This is a genomic window from Nocardia sp. NPDC058499 (assembly GCF_042719915.1).
Taxonomy (GTDB): Bacteria; Actinomycetota; Actinomycetes; order Mycobacteriales; family Mycobacteriaceae; genus Nocardia.
Window position 1 is genome coordinate 84,020 of record NZ_JBHXMZ010000011.1, and the last position, 17,607, is coordinate 101,626.

12 protein-coding genes are annotated in these 17,607 nt (G+C 68.4%); all 12 read left to right on the plus strand.

Annotated elements, in window-relative coordinates:
* Position 1: 1 nt before the first annotated feature.
* Complete coding sequence (locus tag ACFWPH_RS28175) at positions 2-2,164, plus strand: hypothetical protein (RefSeq protein WP_378755179.1); 2,163 nt, start codon at positions 2-4, stop codon at positions 2,162-2,164.
* Positions 2,161-3,732, plus strand: coding sequence for an SCO6880 family protein (locus ACFWPH_RS28180; protein WP_378755180.1), 1,572 nt, complete (start codon positions 2,161-2,163; stop codon positions 3,730-3,732). Before ACFWPH_RS28175 ends, ACFWPH_RS28180 begins: the two co-directional genes overlap by 4 nt.
* A 6-nt stretch (positions 3,733-3,738) precedes the next feature.
* Positions 3,739-5,217 carry an ATP/GTP-binding protein gene (locus ACFWPH_RS28185; RefSeq protein WP_378755181.1) on the plus strand — a complete coding sequence of 493 codons (1,479 nt, stop codon included), beginning with the start codon at positions 3,739-3,741 and terminating at the stop codon, positions 5,215-5,217.
* A gap of 143 nt (positions 5,218-5,360) precedes the next feature.
* A complete protein-coding gene (locus tag ACFWPH_RS28190; protein ID WP_378755182.1) occupies positions 5,361-6,473 on the plus strand; it encodes a DNA-methyltransferase in 1,113 nt (370 codons plus the stop codon).
* Positions 6,470-6,982 carry a hypothetical protein gene (locus tag ACFWPH_RS28195; protein WP_378755183.1) on the plus strand — a complete coding sequence of 171 codons (513 nt, stop codon included), beginning with the start codon at positions 6,470-6,472 and terminating at the stop codon, positions 6,980-6,982. The genes ACFWPH_RS28190 and ACFWPH_RS28195 overlap by 4 nt, the downstream gene beginning before the upstream one ends.
* A complete protein-coding gene (locus tag ACFWPH_RS28200) occupies positions 6,979-8,385 on the plus strand; it encodes a type IV secretory system conjugative DNA transfer family protein (RefSeq protein WP_378755184.1) in 1,407 nt (468 codons plus the stop codon). The genes ACFWPH_RS28195 and ACFWPH_RS28200 overlap by 4 nt, the downstream gene beginning before the upstream one ends.
* A complete protein-coding gene (locus ACFWPH_RS28205) occupies positions 8,382-8,873 on the plus strand; it encodes a hypothetical protein (protein ID WP_378755186.1) in 492 nt (163 codons plus the stop codon). The genes ACFWPH_RS28200 and ACFWPH_RS28205 overlap by 4 nt, the downstream gene beginning before the upstream one ends.
* A 284-nt stretch (positions 8,874-9,157) precedes the next feature.
* The gene (locus ACFWPH_RS28210; RefSeq protein ID WP_378755187.1) at positions 9,158-11,476 is read left to right on the plus strand and encodes a hypothetical protein; all 2,319 of its coding nucleotides are present in this window, start codon (positions 9,158-9,160) and stop codon (positions 11,474-11,476) included.
* Between the two features lie 15 nt (positions 11,477-11,491).
* Positions 11,492-12,478 carry a hypothetical protein gene (locus ACFWPH_RS28215; RefSeq protein WP_378755188.1) on the plus strand — a complete coding sequence of 329 codons (987 nt, stop codon included), beginning with the start codon at positions 11,492-11,494 and terminating at the stop codon, positions 12,476-12,478.
* Positions 12,475-13,692 carry a hypothetical protein gene (locus ACFWPH_RS28220; protein WP_378755189.1) on the plus strand — a complete coding sequence of 406 codons (1,218 nt, stop codon included), beginning with the start codon at positions 12,475-12,477 and terminating at the stop codon, positions 13,690-13,692. Before ACFWPH_RS28215 ends, ACFWPH_RS28220 begins: the two co-directional genes overlap by 4 nt.
* A 22-nt stretch (positions 13,693-13,714) precedes the next feature.
* A complete protein-coding gene (locus ACFWPH_RS28225; protein WP_378755190.1) occupies positions 13,715-15,643 on the plus strand; it encodes a hypothetical protein in 1,929 nt (642 codons plus the stop codon).
* Positions 15,640-17,598, plus strand: a complete 1,959-nt coding sequence (gene dnaG, locus ACFWPH_RS28230) for a DNA primase (RefSeq protein WP_378755191.1) — start codon at positions 15,640-15,642, stop codon at positions 17,596-17,598. The genes ACFWPH_RS28225 and dnaG overlap by 4 nt, the downstream gene beginning before the upstream one ends.
* Positions 17,599-17,607: the final 9 nt, after the last annotated feature.

Below are 17,607 nucleotides of genomic sequence, written 5' to 3' on the forward strand. Positions count from 1 at the left end.
GATGCGGCGCCGCGTACTCGCTATCGTACTGGCCGCACTGTGCTGCGGTCTGTGCACCGGCACCGTAGCCCACGCGGCGCCCACAGACCCGTCGAACAACGCCCCCGCGCGCACGTCGATGCTCCCGAGCGGGTTCCCGGACGAGCTCAAACAATTCATCGGCGGCAGCGACGAATTCCGGGCCGGGCCATGGTTTACCGGCGCCTGCAGCGACCGTGGCGGTGATCTCGGCACCTACATCAACGCTGTGTTCGCTGTCGAAGACCAGCTGCTGTATTGGACCGCTGACGACGAACAGAAAACGGCCATGCTCCGCGGCGCGATGCTGGGCGCCCCGGGCACCGCACTCGACGCGGAAGCCCAGGCCGCGCAGATCGTCGAGCAGGGACAGAAGCCACCAGAACAGTTTTTGCCGCGGGTCTTCCCGAAAGGCGATGCCGCCTACAGTATGCGCACCCCCTACTGTGCCGATGATCTGAAGCGGTGGGCGACTCCGAGCTGGAACACCTGGGGATTGGAGTGGGCTGCCACCCCGGACCGGCAGTCGATGAACGATATCCGCAACGCCGCCGGATTCGACACGGTGCCCGAGCAGGCCTGGACAGACCCCTGCGGTGGTGAGGTCGAGGAAATCTATTGCAACCGCGCCTTCTTCGTCGATTGTGAGCAAGCCGATCCCTCTCCCGACGATCTGCGGCGCTGCATCGCGTGGAACCGCTCGGTCGCTCAGCTGTTCATCGGCACTGCGCAGTGGATCGACGCCAACACCTCCTTCTCCGATCGCCTCGACGCCGCGTTCGGGGTGGCGTTCGCGGCGGGCGCCGCCTACGTCAACGCGTTCGCCTGGGTGTGGGGGACCGCGGTGCCGACGGTGGTCGCATTCGTTGCGGACCCGCAATCGGTGATCGACGACTGGGCGATTTCGTCGAAAGAAGGCGCGGTGCAGCTCTCGACGGAAGTGCTCACCGGTCTGTCCGGTGTCGGCGGTTTCGACCCGGCGGCACCGTGGTTTCTGCGCTGGTATGCGATGTCGACCGGGCTCGGGATCGTGGTGATGGCGCTGATGACGATTCTGGCTCTGTGGCGGGCCTCGGCCAAGGGCGAAACCGTGAAGTCCATCGCTGGCGACCTCCTCGGCTACGCCCCGGCCGGGGTGGTGATGATGCTGTTCGCCCCGCTGCTGGCCCAAATGCTGGTCGAGTTGTCCAACGCCTTGTCGGAATCGATCACCCGCGCCTCCGGGCCGGATATGGGCGAGATGGTCAACAACCTCACCACCTTCACTGGAGAGCTCACCGCGCCCGGGCTTCCCGGCGGCGCGATCGTCGGGCTTTTCCTGTTCCTGCTGCTGATCGCCGGAGCGCTGGGGGTGTTCTTCGGGCTGCTGATGCACGCCAACGCGTTGCCGATCCTGGCCGTGGCGGCCGGAATCGGGTTCGGGATGTGGGTGCACCCGAAATGGCGGCCCAAGGCACTGCGCCCGGTGCTGGTGTTCATCGGCATCGTGTTCTCCAAACCGCTGCTGTTTTTCCTGCTGGCCGTGCAGACCGGGGTGATCAACGCCGAACTGACCGGGGAGGCGGCTACCGAGGGCGACACCGGCACCCTGGGCAAGTTGTGCATGATCGTCGTCAGTTTCCTCGTGGTGGGGCTGGCGCCGTGGTCGCTGGTGAAATATGCGCCGCTGCTACCCACCCGCGCTGATGCCTCCGGTTTCGGAGCGCATTCGGGGTCGCTGATGGCTGGTGCGCTCGGCGGCGTCGCCAGCAGCCACATGTGGTACCGCTTCGGCGGCGGGCAGCGCGACCGCGGTGACCGCAAGGACCGCGGCGGCACCGGCGGCACCGCGCGCGGCGGCACCGGCGGCGGTGGCGGAGATCCCGGGCCCGCGTGGCGCACTGCCGGACGCGGCGACGGCCGCAGCGGCACCGAAGCACGGTTCGGCGACATGCTGCAGCGGCGTTCGGGCGGCGCAGGAGGCGGCGGCGCGGCGAAATCCGCCGGCTCCGGCGGCAAGAAGGCCGCGCTGGGAAAGGCGCTGCGCGTCGGGGGGACCGCAGCCTCGCTGGCCATCCCTGCTGCAGCGCAGGCATCGGCGGCAGCGTTGAACAAGGCACGCTCGGCCGCCGAAGCCACTCCGGGAGAAGCGGAGCAGCAGCAATGAGCGAGCAACGCAGTTACATCCTCGGCGGCGAGATCGCGCGGCGATCCTGGCTCGGGCTCTCGCAACCGGTGATGGTGACCTGGGGCCTGTCGATCCTGATCGCGGTCGCGCTGTATCTGCTGGCCGGCACCACCACATGGTCGATCGCGGCGATCATCATCGGATTGGCGACGGTGTTCGCCGCCACCATGGAATGGAACGGGCAACGTTCCTGGGCCTCGCAACGCCTGCACACCCTGCGGACCTTCGACCGCCGCCGCCGCGGCGAGCACGTCTACCGCAATCCCGGCGATCCCGCGTTCGGCGACCCGCGCCTGGACCCAGGGTGGGCGTTGCCGGTGCCGCTGGGCAACACCGCACCGCTGGACGTCGACGGCACCGGCTTGGACGACATGTTCATCCTGCGCCACGCCAACCCCGGAGAACGCACCTATTTTTCGGTGGTCCTCGCCGTCGACGGCGTCGCCAGCGGACTGCGCGGTGACACCGCCTATGCCGCCACCTCGGCCGCGTTCGGCGCGTTCCTGGCGAACATGGCCAAGTCCAGCTCGTTCATCCGCGGTATCCAGCTGGTGCATCGCAGCGTGCCCCACGACATGGCCCCGCACAAACGATGGGCCGAAGCCCAAGTCGCCGCCCTCACCGACGAGCGTCTGCTCCCGGCGGTCGCCTCTTACGGGGCTCTGCTGGATGTGTTGAGCCCGTTGGCCGAAGAGCACCGCAGCTATGTGTGCCTGCGCCTTCCGCAAACCGATGCCTTCATGAACGAGACCGCCAGCATCGCGCGCGCCAAGAACGCCACCATCTACGGCGGGATCGCGCAACTGGTGCGCGACGAAACCGAACGCGCCGCCCGGATGCTGGCCAACGCCGGCATGGGCAACGTCGAGGTCTACGGCGAACGCCGGGCGTGCGCGGTGCTCCGGGCCTGCATCGACCCCGACTTCGCCCTCGCCCGCCATCGCGACGCCACCTGGGGCAACTGCTGGCCCAGCTACCTCGGTGGCCGCGGCTCTGTGGCCATCTCACCCCACGGGCGATGGCGGACCCGGGTCGGGTTCATCCCGCCCCGCGCAATCGAACCCGCCCCACTCGGAACCCTGTGGCTGGCGCCGCTGCTGACCGGGGTGGAAGCCGACCCCGGCGACGACGACACCGCCCCCATGCCGACCATCCGCACCGTCTCGGTGCGCATGGACTTCGTGCCCGCCGCGCGGGCCCGGGCCGCCGCACGCGGCGACTTCACCGCCGATGAGGCCCGCAAGGTCAAAGAGCAGCGCAAAGGCAAGATCGACGACGGCAGCAGCGACGTCTTACTGTCGGCCTCCGATCGCCGCCGCCACGACCTCAGGCCGGGCTCCGGGCACCACGGCGTGATCTACTCGCTGGCGGTCGCCGTCACCGGCCGCGACAAGGAAGACCTCGAACGCGCCTGCCTGCGTGTCACCGAAGCCGCCAACGACTCGGCCATCAGCGAAATCGAGTGGGCCACCGACGACCACGACGTCAGCCTGTTCGCCACCCTGCCCCTCGGCCGTGGGCTCGCTCCCACCTCCTACACCCGGTGAGCAGCGATGGCATCGACGCTGACCCGCACCCCACCAGTCCCACGCCGACCACGCAAAAGCCTGGCCCGGCGCCTACTCGGCCTGCCCGCACCCCGCAACACCACACCCACCACCGGTGAGCGTGGCGCGTCCGAACCGGTGCGGCGGCCGCCACCCAAACGCCGCCGCTGGCTGGACAAACTCGGCTGGTATGAGCCACGCAGGGAAGGAGCGTGGTCGACCACCCGACAGGCCGAAGCCCTCAACCTGGCCACCAGCCGCCGCTCCGTGCGTCAGGAAGGTGTGGCCGCAGGCTTGAACAAGATCAGCCAGGAACTCGAGATCCTGGACCAATTCGCCCTCTACGGCGACGAGATCAGCGGCATCAACGTCTGCGTCATCGGCGATATCGGCAAAGGCAAATCCTCGCTGATCAAAACCGCGTTCTGCCTGCGCCAGCTCGTCCCCAACCGGCAGGTGGTGATCCTGGACCGCAAACCGCAGTCCGGAGTCGGGGAATACACCCCCATCGCCCGCGCCCTCGGCGCGGCCTCGATCCGGTTCAAGACCGGCGGGGGAGGGGCATGCGTGAACCTCCTCGACCCGGCCATCTCCACCGGAGGTGAACACAGCGGCGGACTCGACGGTGTCGTACCCGCCGGACAAGAAGCGCTCGTGCTGGCCGTGCTGGCCGACAGTATGGGCCGCGACCTCGACGAACGCGAAAAAGCAGCTGTCGGAATGGTGTTGGAGGTCATCAACGCCGAAGCCCGCGCCCAGGGCCGCGCCCCGGTCGTGCGGGACCTGGCGATGCGGCTGCTCAACCCCGAACCCGGCGACGGCACGATGTTCGGTGACCGGTGGGCAGAACGCGCCCGCGAATGGGGCCTGCAACCGGGGCTGGCGCTGCTGCGCCTGGCCGACCGCGACCTCAAAGGCCTGGTCGATCAGGAAACCAGCCCGCAGGTCAGCGACGCACTCGAACAGCACAGCCTCGTGCATTTCGATCTCTCGGCGCTGCCCACCGACGGGCCCGCACTGCGGATCGTGATGACGGTCATCAACACATGGCTGGCCAACCGGCTCGCGTCCCGCTCCTCACGTTTCCAGCAGACAGTGCTCATCGTCGAGGAAGGCTGGCACGTCGCCCAGGGATCCACCGGTGAAGTGTTCCAGGCGAATATGAAACTTTCCCGCGGCCTGGGCCTGGGCACGGTCTCGGCGTTCCACCACATCTCCGACCTACCCGAAAACTCACCGGCGCGGGCGCTGATGCAGGAAGCCAGCATCGTCGTGCTGTTCGGCCAAGACCGCGAGGACGACATCCGCGAAACCGTGCGCCTGTACCGGCTGCCCGCCGGCACCGAAGAAGCACTCATGCGGCTCGGGCGCGGACAAGCCCTGGTCAAGATCGGCACCCGAGACCCGTTCCTGCTCGAACACATCCGGTCCCCGCACGAAATCGTGCTCACCGACACCGACACCGCCGTGAAAGGACGCACATGAGGCAAGCCAAAGCCCGCCAGGTAGGTACCGATGACTGAGTTCGTTTCTCTCGCGCCGGGTTCGCTGGCTCGTCGTTCTCAGGCCGGTGATATGAACCGAGGTCGGCGTTTACTCAGTGAGCGCTCCACACACGCGGCAACATCATGAAGCCGCACTACCGCGACAAGGCAGTCACAGTCTATGCCGGGGACTGCTTGGAGCTACTCCGCGAAATGCCCGCGGACTCGATCGATGCCGTGGTGACCGATCCGCCGTTCGGATTGAACTTCATGGGTGCCGAATGGGATTCGTTCAGAGTAGCGTCACCGCAGGTCCGCGTCTGCAAACGCGGCCTAACAGACCCTGCACAGCGGGGATCGACCGCGACAGCACCCACGGCAGACACCGCTGGCGAGCCGTTCCAGGAATGGAGCCAGACGTGGGCAACCGAATGCTTGCGGCTGCTCAAGCCCGGAGGACACCTAGTCGCGTTTGGCGGCACCCGCACCTGGCATCGACTCGCGACAGGCATCGAATGCGCAGGATTCGACCTGCGCGACTCGATCGCCTGGCTGTACGGCAGCGGATTCCCGAAATCGCTCGACGTGCCCCAAGCGATCCAGCACCACCGCCAGAAAACTCGTGGACAGCCGGTTCGCGACAGCGACATTGATGCCGAGCAGCAATGGGAAGGCTGGGGGACCGCACTGAAGCCGGGGTTCCAACCTATCGTCCTTGCCCGAAAGCCTCTGGCCGGCACGGTTGCCCACAACGTCTTCATGTACGGGACAGGTGCACTCAATATCGACGGATGCCGGATTGACGGACGCGAGCGCATCGATTACGGCCTGGCGAACGCAAAACGGACGCGTGTATCCACCTACGGAGTTCCGAGCAGCTCAGCCGACTTCGATGCCACCAAGGGCCGATGGCCGGCCAATGTCGTGCTGGACGAGGCAGTTTCCGCTGCCCTCACGACAAGCCGATATTTCTACACCGCCAGAGCCGGTTCTTCTGAGCGACCTCAGGTCCATGGTGTTCGGCATCCCACGGTCAAACCGATCGCGTTGATGCGCTGGCTCGTACGTCTCGTCACGCCGCCGACCGGACTGGTGCTCGATCCTTTTGCCGGCAGTGGCACTACCGCCGAGGCCTGCGCACTGGAGGGCAAGCGCTGCATCGCGATCGAGCGCGAAGCAACCTACCTGCCATTGATTCTGGCCCGGCTGGTCAAACCCAAGCCGGTCATGCCGCCTGCACCGGGAGCGAGCCTATGAAAGACGATGATCCGCAGGCGATGCCACTGGCACCGGTACGCGAACGATCCCTGCTCCCAGCCGGCATGGAACTGGGACTGTTCCTCGCCTGGGTCACAGGATGTGGGATCTTCGGCGGCGGCGCCATATCTGGCCTGCTGTGGGGCAACGGCCTGGCGGTGCCGGGCTGGGACGGTATCGGCGCAGTCCTGCGCGGGCTGGTCCGCGACCCCGACGACCCGGCTGCGGCGTGGCCGGGTGACCCGCGGCCGGGCCCGGCGTGGCTGACCTGGCTGTGCATCGTCACCGTCACCCTCATCGTCACCTCGGCCGCGGCGATGGCACGCGCCGAGTTCGATGCCCGCCGTCGTCACCGCCACCAGCGCTCCGGTCTGGCCACCAACAGCGACCTGCGCCGCGCAGGGCTCGACGCCCACAGTGCGGTCAACAAGGCCGCCAATGAATTTCCTCGTCTGGCCGAACGCAGCAAACACCACCTCCCCTCACCGATCCGGAGGCGCAGGAAATGAGAAGACCCGCACTGCTGCGCGCACGCCCGCGCATGGACCCGGCCACTATGGCCGTGCCGCTGGGGCCGCTGGTCGACCACCCCGACCAGATGGTCTACCTGCAGCACCGCGACGCCGTATTGGTCGAAGGACCGACCGGCTCGGGCAAGACCTGGCGTCTGGCCTACCAACTCGTCGACAACGCACCCGGGTTCGTATTGGCCACCACCACCAAATCCCGAGACGTGCTCGGCGCCACGATCGCGGACCGCGCCGAGGTCGGCGCGGTCGCGGTGTTCGATCCCGAAGACCTCACCGGCTGGCCCGACCGCATCCGATGGTCCATCCTCGCCGGCTGCGAAGACCCCGATACCGCGATTCGCCGCGCCGCGGCCATGGCCCGCGCGATGCCGATGGAGGGCACGAAAAACGGCGGATACTTCGAAAACAAAGCGGCCACACTGGTGCGCTGCTACATGCACGCCGCAGCGCGGGAGAGGATCAGCATCCGGGAGGTGCGCCGGTGGGTGTCCTCGCGCACCACCACCGTGGCCCGCGAGATCCTGGCCCGCGACCTGCCGGACTGGGCCGCCGAGCTCGATCAGATCCTCGACTCCGGCTCCGAATCCTCCGACGACGTGATCGCTGCCGCCGCACGGCTTTTCGAACCGCTGGCCTCACCGAAGCTGATGAACGCCATCGACGTCGACCAAGACGACAGCTTCGATGTCGCCTCGTTCGTGCTCGACACGACCCACCACAACACCTTGTATCTGGTGTCGAAAGGCACGACCGGCAGCATGGCCCCGTTCGTGGCCGCGCTGGCCGCCGAAGTTCACCACGTCGCCGACCGCGCCTCCCAGAAACACCCCTCGGGCCGGCTCGATCCACCGGTACGGCTCATCCTCGACGAGGTCAACAACGTCGCCCCCATCCCCGATCTGCCCTCGATCTTCTCCGACTCCGGTGGCCGCGGCATCACCGTATGGGCGTTCGCGCACAACCAGCGGCAAAACCAGCAGCGGTGGGGTGACCACGGCGGACTGATGCTGGCCTACTCCGCGCCGGCGATGCTGCTCCTGCCCGGCATGCGCGGCGACGAACTCAACGAAATCTCACGCCTGATCGGCAACCGCAAGGAATGGCGCGCCACCATCGGCCGCGGCGCCCCCTCCTACCAGCTGCACGACGAACCGATCATGACCGCCGCCGAACTGCGCGAGATGGACACCGACCACGGGCTGCTGCTCTACCGCAACGCCCGCCCGATGAAAGTGCATCTGCCCACGGTCTGGCAGGTCCCGCACACCAGAAAACGCGTCGAAGCCAGCCTCGCCGAATTCGACTCGATCGTGCGCAACGGCCGCGTCCCCGACCGATACCGCCACCACCAGGACACCGCCCGCACAGGAGCAACGTCATGACCAGCACCGCACCCGTCACCACATCCACCGCGCCCAGCGAAAACCGTGGCCTGGTCCCGGGCCCGCTGTGCTGGGAGCACCTCACCAAAGACGAAGCACGCGCCCTGTGGAAAGAACTCCACGAGTGGGTGACCTGGCTGCGAGACGCCTATCAGCTCGGCACCAAAATCAAACCGTGCTGGCCGCGGCACAGCCCCGTCGTACGGGAACTCACCGCGCTCATGGCAGCCCACAAGGCGGTCTACTTCGTCGGACGCGACGAGGAGATCATCGTCTACCGAGAAGACGCCACCGCCTGGCACACCCAGTGGTACCGGTCCTCCCTCGAGGTCGTACAACGACTGCTCGCCGACTGCAGCGGCGAGAAATGCAGCTACAAACACCAAGTGCCGGTCGAAGATCCCGGCATCAACCAGTTCATCACCGCTGACGTGGAACGCCGCAGCAACTCCCGCAACCACCAGTCCTCCCCTCAGGCCCAGGGCTGACCCACGATGTCCGCGCACTGCATCCAGCCCGGACCCGGCCTGCCGGGACCGGCAGTGCGCATCGACCGCGGACACGGCTACCGGGCGGCGCGGCCCCGAACCTCGCGACCGCCCTATCACCCGTTGTCCGCATCGGCGGCGGCCACCGTATCGCGCCGGCATGCGTCCCCCTCCGCACCGGCCCACGGTGGTCGCCGCCCACCACTTACCCGCCCGGCCGCCGCAACACCGGGATCCCCACCCGCACACCGGCGGCACGTCCCTCGGTTGAACGGAGGCTGACCATGGCAGACAGCGACACCGCCCCCACGGGCCTGTTCCAGCGGCTGGCCTACCTGCTGGTCATGCTGGCGATGCGGCGCGCGGCCAAACAGATCCGCGATATCAAAGAGGCCGAAGCCGCGATCTCCGACGGCGACGACGAGAAGCTGGCACGGCACGCTGAACGCGTCGCCACTGCCCGGACCGCCGCCGAACAACGTTTGCGCACGCTGCGGTTGGATTTGCCCCGCGAAGATCTCGCCGCCGCTCTCACCGACGCGATGACCTGGAGCGACAGCTCCGAGATTGCGCGTACCGCCCTCGACAAGCTCATCGCCCATTACGACCTCAACTACGGCCTGAAAATCAGCACCGCCGACAACACCGTCGGCGCCGACCCCGGTTTCGTCGGCGCCATCGACGCAGTCCAGGCAACCATCGAGCGTGCCGCAGTGTTGCAACGGGAACAGGCCGCGAGTGACGCGGTCAGCCACCTGCTGTCCAGCACATATCTGTCCGCAACCGACCACGCCCAAGCCAGCGCCGCGATCACCGCCTGGGCCGCCGATCCCGCCGACATCGACGCCCTGGAACCGGATGCCGTGCGCCGGCGCCGCGACCAGCTCGAACAACAACTCACCGGCACCGGCCTCAGCGACCACGACCGCGCCCAAACCCTGTTCTTGGTTGACTACCTCACCGGCCACGCCACCGACACCTCACTCGATCTCCTCGACACACCGGTCTTCCTTCCCGCCCCGCCACCGGCCACCACCGAACCCCCACACCCCATGACCGGTTCCGACCCGGCCACCGGCCTCAGCGCCACCTCGCCGGGCGAGACGGGCCCAGCACCGACCGGTGAGCACAGGTCCGCGGGGGAAGGTGGCCAGCAGAGGAGTGGGAACCGGCGTGGTGGGCGGCGCAGCAAAGGCGGCCGAGACGAAGCGGCCGCGGCCGGCGCGAACCCTGGGCAAGGCCAGGGAGCCGGTGACGCGACACCGTTCTCGGGCGCCGGGGACGAGGCTGGCCCGTCCTCCGGCGCGGCGCGAGGCAGTGGGCCCGCCCCCGAGGGCGACTCCGGGCAGTCGGGGCCGCCACAGCCCGGCCCTGTCGGGCCGACCTTGCCGCCGAACATCCCCGGGCCGGGGACCGCCGCCGGCCCAGGTCCGGCCGTACCGCCAGGGCCTGAGCCCGTGGACCGAGAACAGCTCTCCGCCTTGTTACGTGACTACCTGGGCGACGTCACCACTGCGCACCGGCATGCCGAGGAGGTCGCCACCGGCCGGGCACAGCCCAGCGACGACATGCTCACCCTGGTCGACGGGATCCGCGACAAACGCCACCAGCTCGTCGCTGCCGCCGACCACGGGCACGGACTCACCCCCATCGAGCGCACCCAGATCCGCGCGGTACTCCACGACATCGACACCGGCAAAACCGAACTCCCCATCCTGTTGTGGGTCGACGAACCCACCAAACGTGAGGCGGACACGCGGCGCCACCGCCACCGCGGCAGCGAGATCGCCTCCGAGATTGTCACCGAGGTCACCGAAGTCCTCGACAAGGCGCAGATATTCGCGCCCAGCGACCCGCTGGCCGCCTCGCGGCTACCGACAGACCTGCACGAACCGCTCCGAGACGCTCTCACCGCGCTACGAGACGACAGTGGCCCGATCGACCAGCGCCGCACCGATTTCATGGCTGCCACACGCGAATTCGTGCAAAAACTCGATGACCTGGCGGTTGAGGGACCGGCCCGCGATGAGACCGCGCAGTTCATCCGCCGCGACATCGCCGGCGAACGCTACGCCACTCACCCCGAGCGGGTCATCACACGCCTAACCCAACTCCTCGACAGCACTGGAATCCTCATCGACCCCGACAAGCTGCCACGCACCGACGCCGCGACCGTGACCGCCACGATGAACACCCTGCACACCGTCGTCACCCAGGTGGCCACCGACAACGACAACCGCGACCGGCTGCTACGCCGCTACCAAACCGCCGTCAACGACCTCGGGCAACACCTCCTCGACACAGGCGTCGACCCCGGCACCCGGGTCGAAGTGCACACCATCATCAAAAACCACGCCCGCCGGGCCCACGAGCACGCGCTACGCGGGCGCGAACGCCGCACCCGCTGGGCCGAGCGCTCCCTACCCAACACCGCCACCGGCTCCGCCCACACCAGCGCCGACCCACCCCGCAACGGCCCGGCCCCCGGAACCCAGAGGCCTACCGCGCGCACACAACGCTTCACGCCCACCCAGCGCCGTCGCCAGATCTTCCAGAACTTCTTTCGCCCCCATCACAACACCCGACGCAGCGCACGAACCTGAAAGCCGCCCTCCCGCATGACCGCACCCGACCTCACACCCCACCACCACCGCCCAGCGCCGCACCGGGCACCGCAGCGCACCGGCCGGGGGCTGGCGCGAATGATCATCGCGACCAGCCTGTGGGGTACCGCGAGCGCAGGACTTGCCACCGTGGACACGCCCGGTTTCGCCGCGGCACCGGTCGCCGCGGGTGCCGCCGCCACGCTGCTGATCTTCGCGGTACTGCGCGGACACGCCCCCTGGGCCGAATTCCGGCATTCCCCACGACTGTTCGCGACCCTCGGTGCGCTGGAAGTGCTGAATCTCGCCTGCTACGTGGCCGCGTTGAAGATCGGGCCGCTGCCGGTGGTCGTGGCACTGCACCTCACCGCGCCGATCCTGTTGATCCTCACGCACCTTGTGCGCGGCCGCCGCCCGCTCACGCTCACCGTCGGGGTCGAACTCGCCGCCGTGGCTGTGGCGCTGGCGTTGATCGCCGGGCAACCGCCCGCGACCACATCGCTGGGACCGGCCCTGGCCGGCTGCGTGCTGGCCGTGGCCAGCGCGGCCTGCGTCGCTGCCCTGATCACGGTGGTGGTCCGCGAAGCCGACGGCCGCAGCAGCGAATCGGCCGCCGGGTTGCAGCTGCTGGCGGCTGCGGTACTGGGCGCGCCGCTGTTCGTCCTCGCCGCGCTCAACGGCTCTGCGCCCACCATCGACCAGTCGCTCGGGCTCGCCGCGATCGGGGGACTGTTACTCGGACCGGGCTTCGCGTTCTTCTGGCTGGCCGCCCGCGACCTGACACCGACCACCACCGGCGTGGTCGGCCTGAACGAAGCACTGGTGGCGACTCTCGCCGGGGCCCTGCTCATCGATGCCCAGACCACAGCAACGGATCTGGTGGCCAGCGCCCTCGTCCTGGCCGCGGCAGCCCTGGAACTCGGCCGCCCGAATCCACAGCAGCTGCCTGACACCGACCGGCCCGCACCGACCGCCGTCTTGCACAGAAAGCCCACACCATGACCCGCCACGACCTGCCCACCGCCCACCGCAAGAGCCTTCGCCCAGACCTGTCCGGGTCCACGCCGCGGACCGAGCCGCCGCTGCTGTGGCACCGCTGGTGCCCGCCCCCACAGCCCGCAGGGCGCTTCCATGCCCGGTTCGAAATCATGGACGCCGCCTACGACCAGGTGCACGCCCGCCGCCGGGCACGCTTCGATACTGCATGGCTGGCCCGCACATGGTTGCAACACCACGGCGCCCGGGCCGGGAGTTCGCCGTGCCGCACGGTGGTCGAGCGCAGCGACCCGGACCGGTCACCGGCCGGCGTGTACCACCTCACCGGTCCCGCCGATGAGGTCGTGGCCGCGCTGACCGTCCTGGCCGCCGACCGCGGCGAACACTCACCGGTCAGCCGCATTCCCGGCACCGACACCGCGGTGCTGTCCTCTCTTCTCGACGAATACCGCTGGTGCCTCGCGCAACTGCGCGACCAGGCCGTGCAGGATGAGCTACCGCGCTACCGGTCCCGGCTGCGCGGCGATATCGGCGCGCTTCTGGCCACCGGGGCGCTCACCACCGATATTCACCGGCGAGCCACCACCGTGCTTCGCGGCGCCGACCTGGCGCTGCTGATCCGCCCGGACGGCGCCTTCCGCGCCGCGCTCGACCCGGTCGATTCCACTACCGAGGACGCCGGGCACACACCGCCCGGAGCACCGCTCATAGGCGCCCGCTACGCCAGCGTTCGCCATGCCCGCGAAGCTCTCCTGCACACGCTGCACACCGACAGCGCGCCGGTGGAGGTGCTGCGGGCGAGCATCGTCGATACCCGCACCGGCGCATACGTCCATGACCTCACCGGTCCCGCCGACCAGATCGAAGACACCCTCGCCGGCGTCACCGAATTCGACGGCACCCTGATTCTGGGCCTGCCCCACCTCGATCACCTCCTGCTGCTGTCGCTGGTCCTCGACTACGAAACCCGCGCAGCGACGCTGCCCACGTTGGCCGCCGCGCGTCACCGCGGCTCCGAGTCCGAGCGGCAGTGGCGCGCCGAAATCCACGCACAACACCACCTGCATCGCGAGATCACCACGATGCTCGTCGAGCCCACGCTGCGCCATCACGCCGCCGCGGTGCGTGCCCGGCTGCTCATCGCCGACTCCCGAAGCAACGGTGCCCCCGAAACCGCGTCTGTGTCTACCCCGGCCGCCCGGCCCGCGAGCGCCCGGTGACCCACCGTGATTGGAGAACACGATGTCCGCACCTCCCGACCCCACCATCCCGGGCTCGCCCACCGGATCGGCCGCACGACCCCCGGAATTGGCCCGGGCCCTCGAGGCCCTGCGTGACTACGTCAACGGCCCCGAAGTCGATGACCCCCGAGTCGCACAGCGCCGGGACCTGCATTTGCTGGATCGCCTCACCACGGAGCTGATGCCGGCGGCGGCGTTGCGTGCCAGCGAGCGCGATGCTCTGGGGTATCTGATCGGAGATCGCCGCGACGACTTCGTCCAGTGGCTGCGGGAGGTCTCGGTCCCCGAAGCATGGTCGCTCGCCAACGACCTCGAAAACGACGACCCACCCCTCGCCGACATCTCTACCCGCCTCGCGGTCATCGACACTGTGCGCCGGGACCGGTTCCAGTCGATCGCCGAAGCACTCAACCGCTACACCTACCTGCACGCAGCGATTAAGCAGCGCTCACGACTGAGGTCCGACGGGGCCCCGCCCGGTTCCGGCCGATTGTTGACCCATACCTACGAGGCCTTCACCACAGAGCTGAATCGAGGAGGGCTCAGCGCCTCCGAACGCCGCCACGCCCAGGAACTACGGCACGAAGACGGGCACCACGACAGGACCCAGATACCGCTGCGCGACACCGATCTCGCCGAAGTAACCAAATCCTCCGCAACAGCACCCGAGCCGGATCAAACCGGCGTCGGGGCGGCGCTGGCCGCGCGGGTCGACGAGCTGCCCGTGTGGCAGCGCCTGATCGCCGGTGAAAGCGACACACCGTATTTCGCGTCGTTCCGCGACAACCGCGGAACCAGCCGCACCGCGTATCACCCCAGTGAATCGGTGGCCTGCACATGGCTGTTGGGCAGCAGCTGGGAGACCGCGCCGGACGCTGTCGTGGAATCGGCGATCTATCGGCCCGACCCCGCCACCGGGGCACAGCGGCTCTGCTGGCAGACCCAGCCCATGCCGGTCGCCGAGCACATCGCCCAACTCGAAACCCTCAACTCCCTGTGGCCCACCGCCCGACGGACGCGCGACGACTACACCGACACCAAACAACTGTCGGCCCTGCGCACCGAATATATGATCGCCACCCAACAGCTCAACGATCCCGGCATGGCGGCATCGGCATTCGAAACCGCGATCCACCGCGACAACCTGCGCACCACACTGAGCAAGTTCGCCGCCTCCATCGGACGCGCCGACCAGACCGAGTGGGCAATCAAGCATATCGACCGAGCGACCCGGCCGGTGAGGCTTGTCGACCTCGGCCGCAGATACACGCCGTACCTGGACGCGGCCATCCAGCGGGCCGAACAGCACCTCACAGACCTGCAGTTCAACGGCGTCTCGGTCAACATCACCGATGTCCCGGGCACCGCTCTTCACAACGCGCAAATCGGCTGGTCGCATACCGAAGGACCCGACCGATGGTTCCACTCCATCACCGACTTCGACAGCGACACACTGTTCACCGAGGAGAAATTTCCCACGCTCACCGCCCTGCTCGACGCGCATCCCGAGCATCAACACCACCCGGCCGCCGCCGACATCCTCCTCGACTTCGACAACGATCACCGGCAGGCACAATCCGGCGCCGACATCGCCCGCGCATGGCGCGACACAATCCGCCACTCCACACCCATGCCCGACGGCCTGGCTCCCGACGGCCTACTCCTGCGCCGACGCGATCCAACCGGCAAGACCGTGTCCACCCTGACCGTGGGATCGGGACGAGAACAGACCCGCGCCGCCGCCAGCGACTCACACCCTCACGCGTCGTCGGAGCCCGCGGCCCAGTCAGGCGTGCGTACTGCCTCCGCGCCGAGCCCGCCGAAGGCCACCACTGTCGCGGCCCGCCCTGAACCACGCGCCGCCGCACCGCGCCGGCCGATACCAGGGGTCGCGTCGGCGGCGGCAAACCGCAGAAAGCCCCGGCTATGACGCGGCCCGGGCGGATCCCCGACCGCGACAAGGAAGCGATCCGGGCTGCTTCCCGCATCGAGGAGGTGATCGGGGAGTACGTCCAGCTGCGACCGGCCGGTACATCCCTGCAGGGCCTGTGTCCGTTCCATGACGAGCGCACGCCGTCGTTCCACGTCAATCCCGACCGCGGGCTGTTTCATTGCTTCGGCTGCCACGAATCCGGTGATGTCTTCGGGTTCCTGCAGAAGCACCAGCAGATCTCGTTTCCCGAAGCAGTGCAGATGGCTGCCGACCGGATCGGATACACCATCCGCTACGAGGGCGGCGGCACAACAGCGCACCGCGAACGAGACACCCGGGCCCGGCTTCTGGCAGCGAACAACGACGCCGCCCAGTTCTACGCCGAACAGCTCCAGACCACCGACGCCGCGCCGGCACGACAGTTCCTCACCCAGCGCGGGTTCGACGACTCGGTGATCGGCGCCTTCGGATGCGGGTTCGCACCCAAGTCATGGGACGCGTTGACCAAACATCTACGTGGACGCGGATACTCCGAGCGCGAGCTCGAGACCGCAGGGCTGTCCCGGGCCGGGCGCCTCGGGCAGATCGACCGGTTCCGCGGGCGGCTGATCACACCCATCCGCAATGCCGGCGGAGACGTGCTCGGGTTCGGCGCTCGCCGCCTGTTCACCGACGACCCCCTCGACGTGAAATACCTGAACACCCCGAAAACCCCGCTGTATGAGAAGTCGCAGGTGCTGTACGGCCTCGACCAGGCCCGCCGCGCCATCGGCAAACACCACCAGGCGGTTGTCGTCGAGGGCTACACCGATGTCATGGCGATGCACGCCGCCGGCATCACCCACGCGATCGCCACCTGCGGCACCGCCTTCACCGAACACCACCTCGCCGCGCTGCGCCGGATCCTGCTCGACGACAAAACCTGGCGCGCCGAACTGTGCTTCCTCTTCGACGGCGATCGCGCCGGCCGAGAAGCCGCCGAACGCGCCTTCCGCCACGTCAAAGCGATCCCCGGCCGCACCACCATCGCCCTGGCCCCCGAGGGCCTCGACCCGTGTGAACTACGCCAACGCGACGGCGACCGCGGACTCCACGATCTGCTGGCCCAACGGGGCTCTCTGGTGAAGTTCGTCCTGCACTCCGCTCTCGCCGAACACAACCTCGCCGAGGTCGACGGACGGGTCGCAGCCCTGCACCACGCCATGTCGATCGTGGCCGAACTACCCGACCCGGTGATGCGCAGCGAATACGCCGCCACCCTGGCCACCTCGCTCGGTGTCGATCCCAGCGCAGCCAAAGCGCTACTGCCCCAGCCCGGCCCCCGGCCAGCAGAGCCCGGAGTGCCGGATGCGCGGGCCCGATCACCCGGCGCACAGCGCTGGCAGCACACCGCGTTGCAGATCGCCCTGCAACAACCCGCACTGGCAGCCGCGCACGGATTCGACGACCTGGACACCGAAGTGTTCAGCGATCCGGACTGTGCGCGAATCCATACCGCGATCACACAGCAAGGCGGGACACACACCGCAACGGAAGACACCGGCCGGTGGATACGCGCTGTGCTCGACCACCTCGGAGATCACACCTCCACCGCGACAAGGCTGACCGTCGACCCACTGCGACTGCCCGATACCGACACCGGCCGGCACGTCATTGCGCTGTTCACCAAGCTCACCGACCAATACCTGGCGGACCGAATCGCCGACCTGCGGCACGAACTGATCACTATCGCCCCCGGCAGCGACCCGCAACGCGCCGGCGAGCTCACCCTTTCCATCAGCGACCTCACACAGCGCCGCCGAACCCTGCTCACCACAGACCCGCCGCCCCCAACCCCGCGCCCCGCACCCTCCCCACCGCCGACGGCACCCTCCGTGGGCGGGCCCCCGCCCCGAAGGCGACCAGCCACCTTCGGCGCGTCGACGAGCAGCCCGCGCCGACCCCGCCTATAGGCCGGTCGG

Excerpts from the sequence above, each read along its gene's own strand:
- ACFWPH_RS28175 (WP_378755179.1), top strand. The coding sequence starts at position 2 with ATGCGGCGCCGCGTACTCGCTATCGTACTGGCCGCACTGTGCTGCGGT.
- ACFWPH_RS28180 (WP_378755180.1), top strand. The coding sequence starts at position 2,161 with ATGAGCGAGCAACGCAGTTACATCCTCGGCGGCGAGATCGCGCGGCGA.
- ACFWPH_RS28185 (WP_378755181.1), top strand. The coding sequence starts at position 3,739 with ATGGCATCGACGCTGACCCGCACCCCACCAGTCCCACGCCGACCACGC.
- ACFWPH_RS28190 (WP_378755182.1), top strand. The coding sequence starts at position 5,361 with ATGAAGCCGCACTACCGCGACAAGGCAGTCACAGTCTATGCCGGGGAC.
- ACFWPH_RS28195 (WP_378755183.1), top strand. The coding sequence starts at position 6,470 with ATGAAAGACGATGATCCGCAGGCGATGCCACTGGCACCGGTACGCGAA.
- ACFWPH_RS28200 (WP_378755184.1), top strand. The coding sequence starts at position 6,979 with ATGAGAAGACCCGCACTGCTGCGCGCACGCCCGCGCATGGACCCGGCC.
- ACFWPH_RS28205 (WP_378755186.1), top strand. The coding sequence starts at position 8,382 with ATGACCAGCACCGCACCCGTCACCACATCCACCGCGCCCAGCGAAAAC.
- ACFWPH_RS28210 (WP_378755187.1), top strand. The coding sequence starts at position 9,158 with ATGGCAGACAGCGACACCGCCCCCACGGGCCTGTTCCAGCGGCTGGCC.
- ACFWPH_RS28215 (WP_378755188.1), top strand. The coding sequence starts at position 11,492 with ATGACCGCACCCGACCTCACACCCCACCACCACCGCCCAGCGCCGCAC.
- ACFWPH_RS28220 (WP_378755189.1), top strand. The coding sequence starts at position 12,475 with ATGACCCGCCACGACCTGCCCACCGCCCACCGCAAGAGCCTTCGCCCA.
- ACFWPH_RS28225 (WP_378755190.1), top strand. The coding sequence starts at position 13,715 with ATGTCCGCACCTCCCGACCCCACCATCCCGGGCTCGCCCACCGGATCG.
- dnaG (WP_378755191.1), top strand. The coding sequence starts at position 15,640 with ATGACGCGGCCCGGGCGGATCCCCGACCGCGACAAGGAAGCGATCCGG.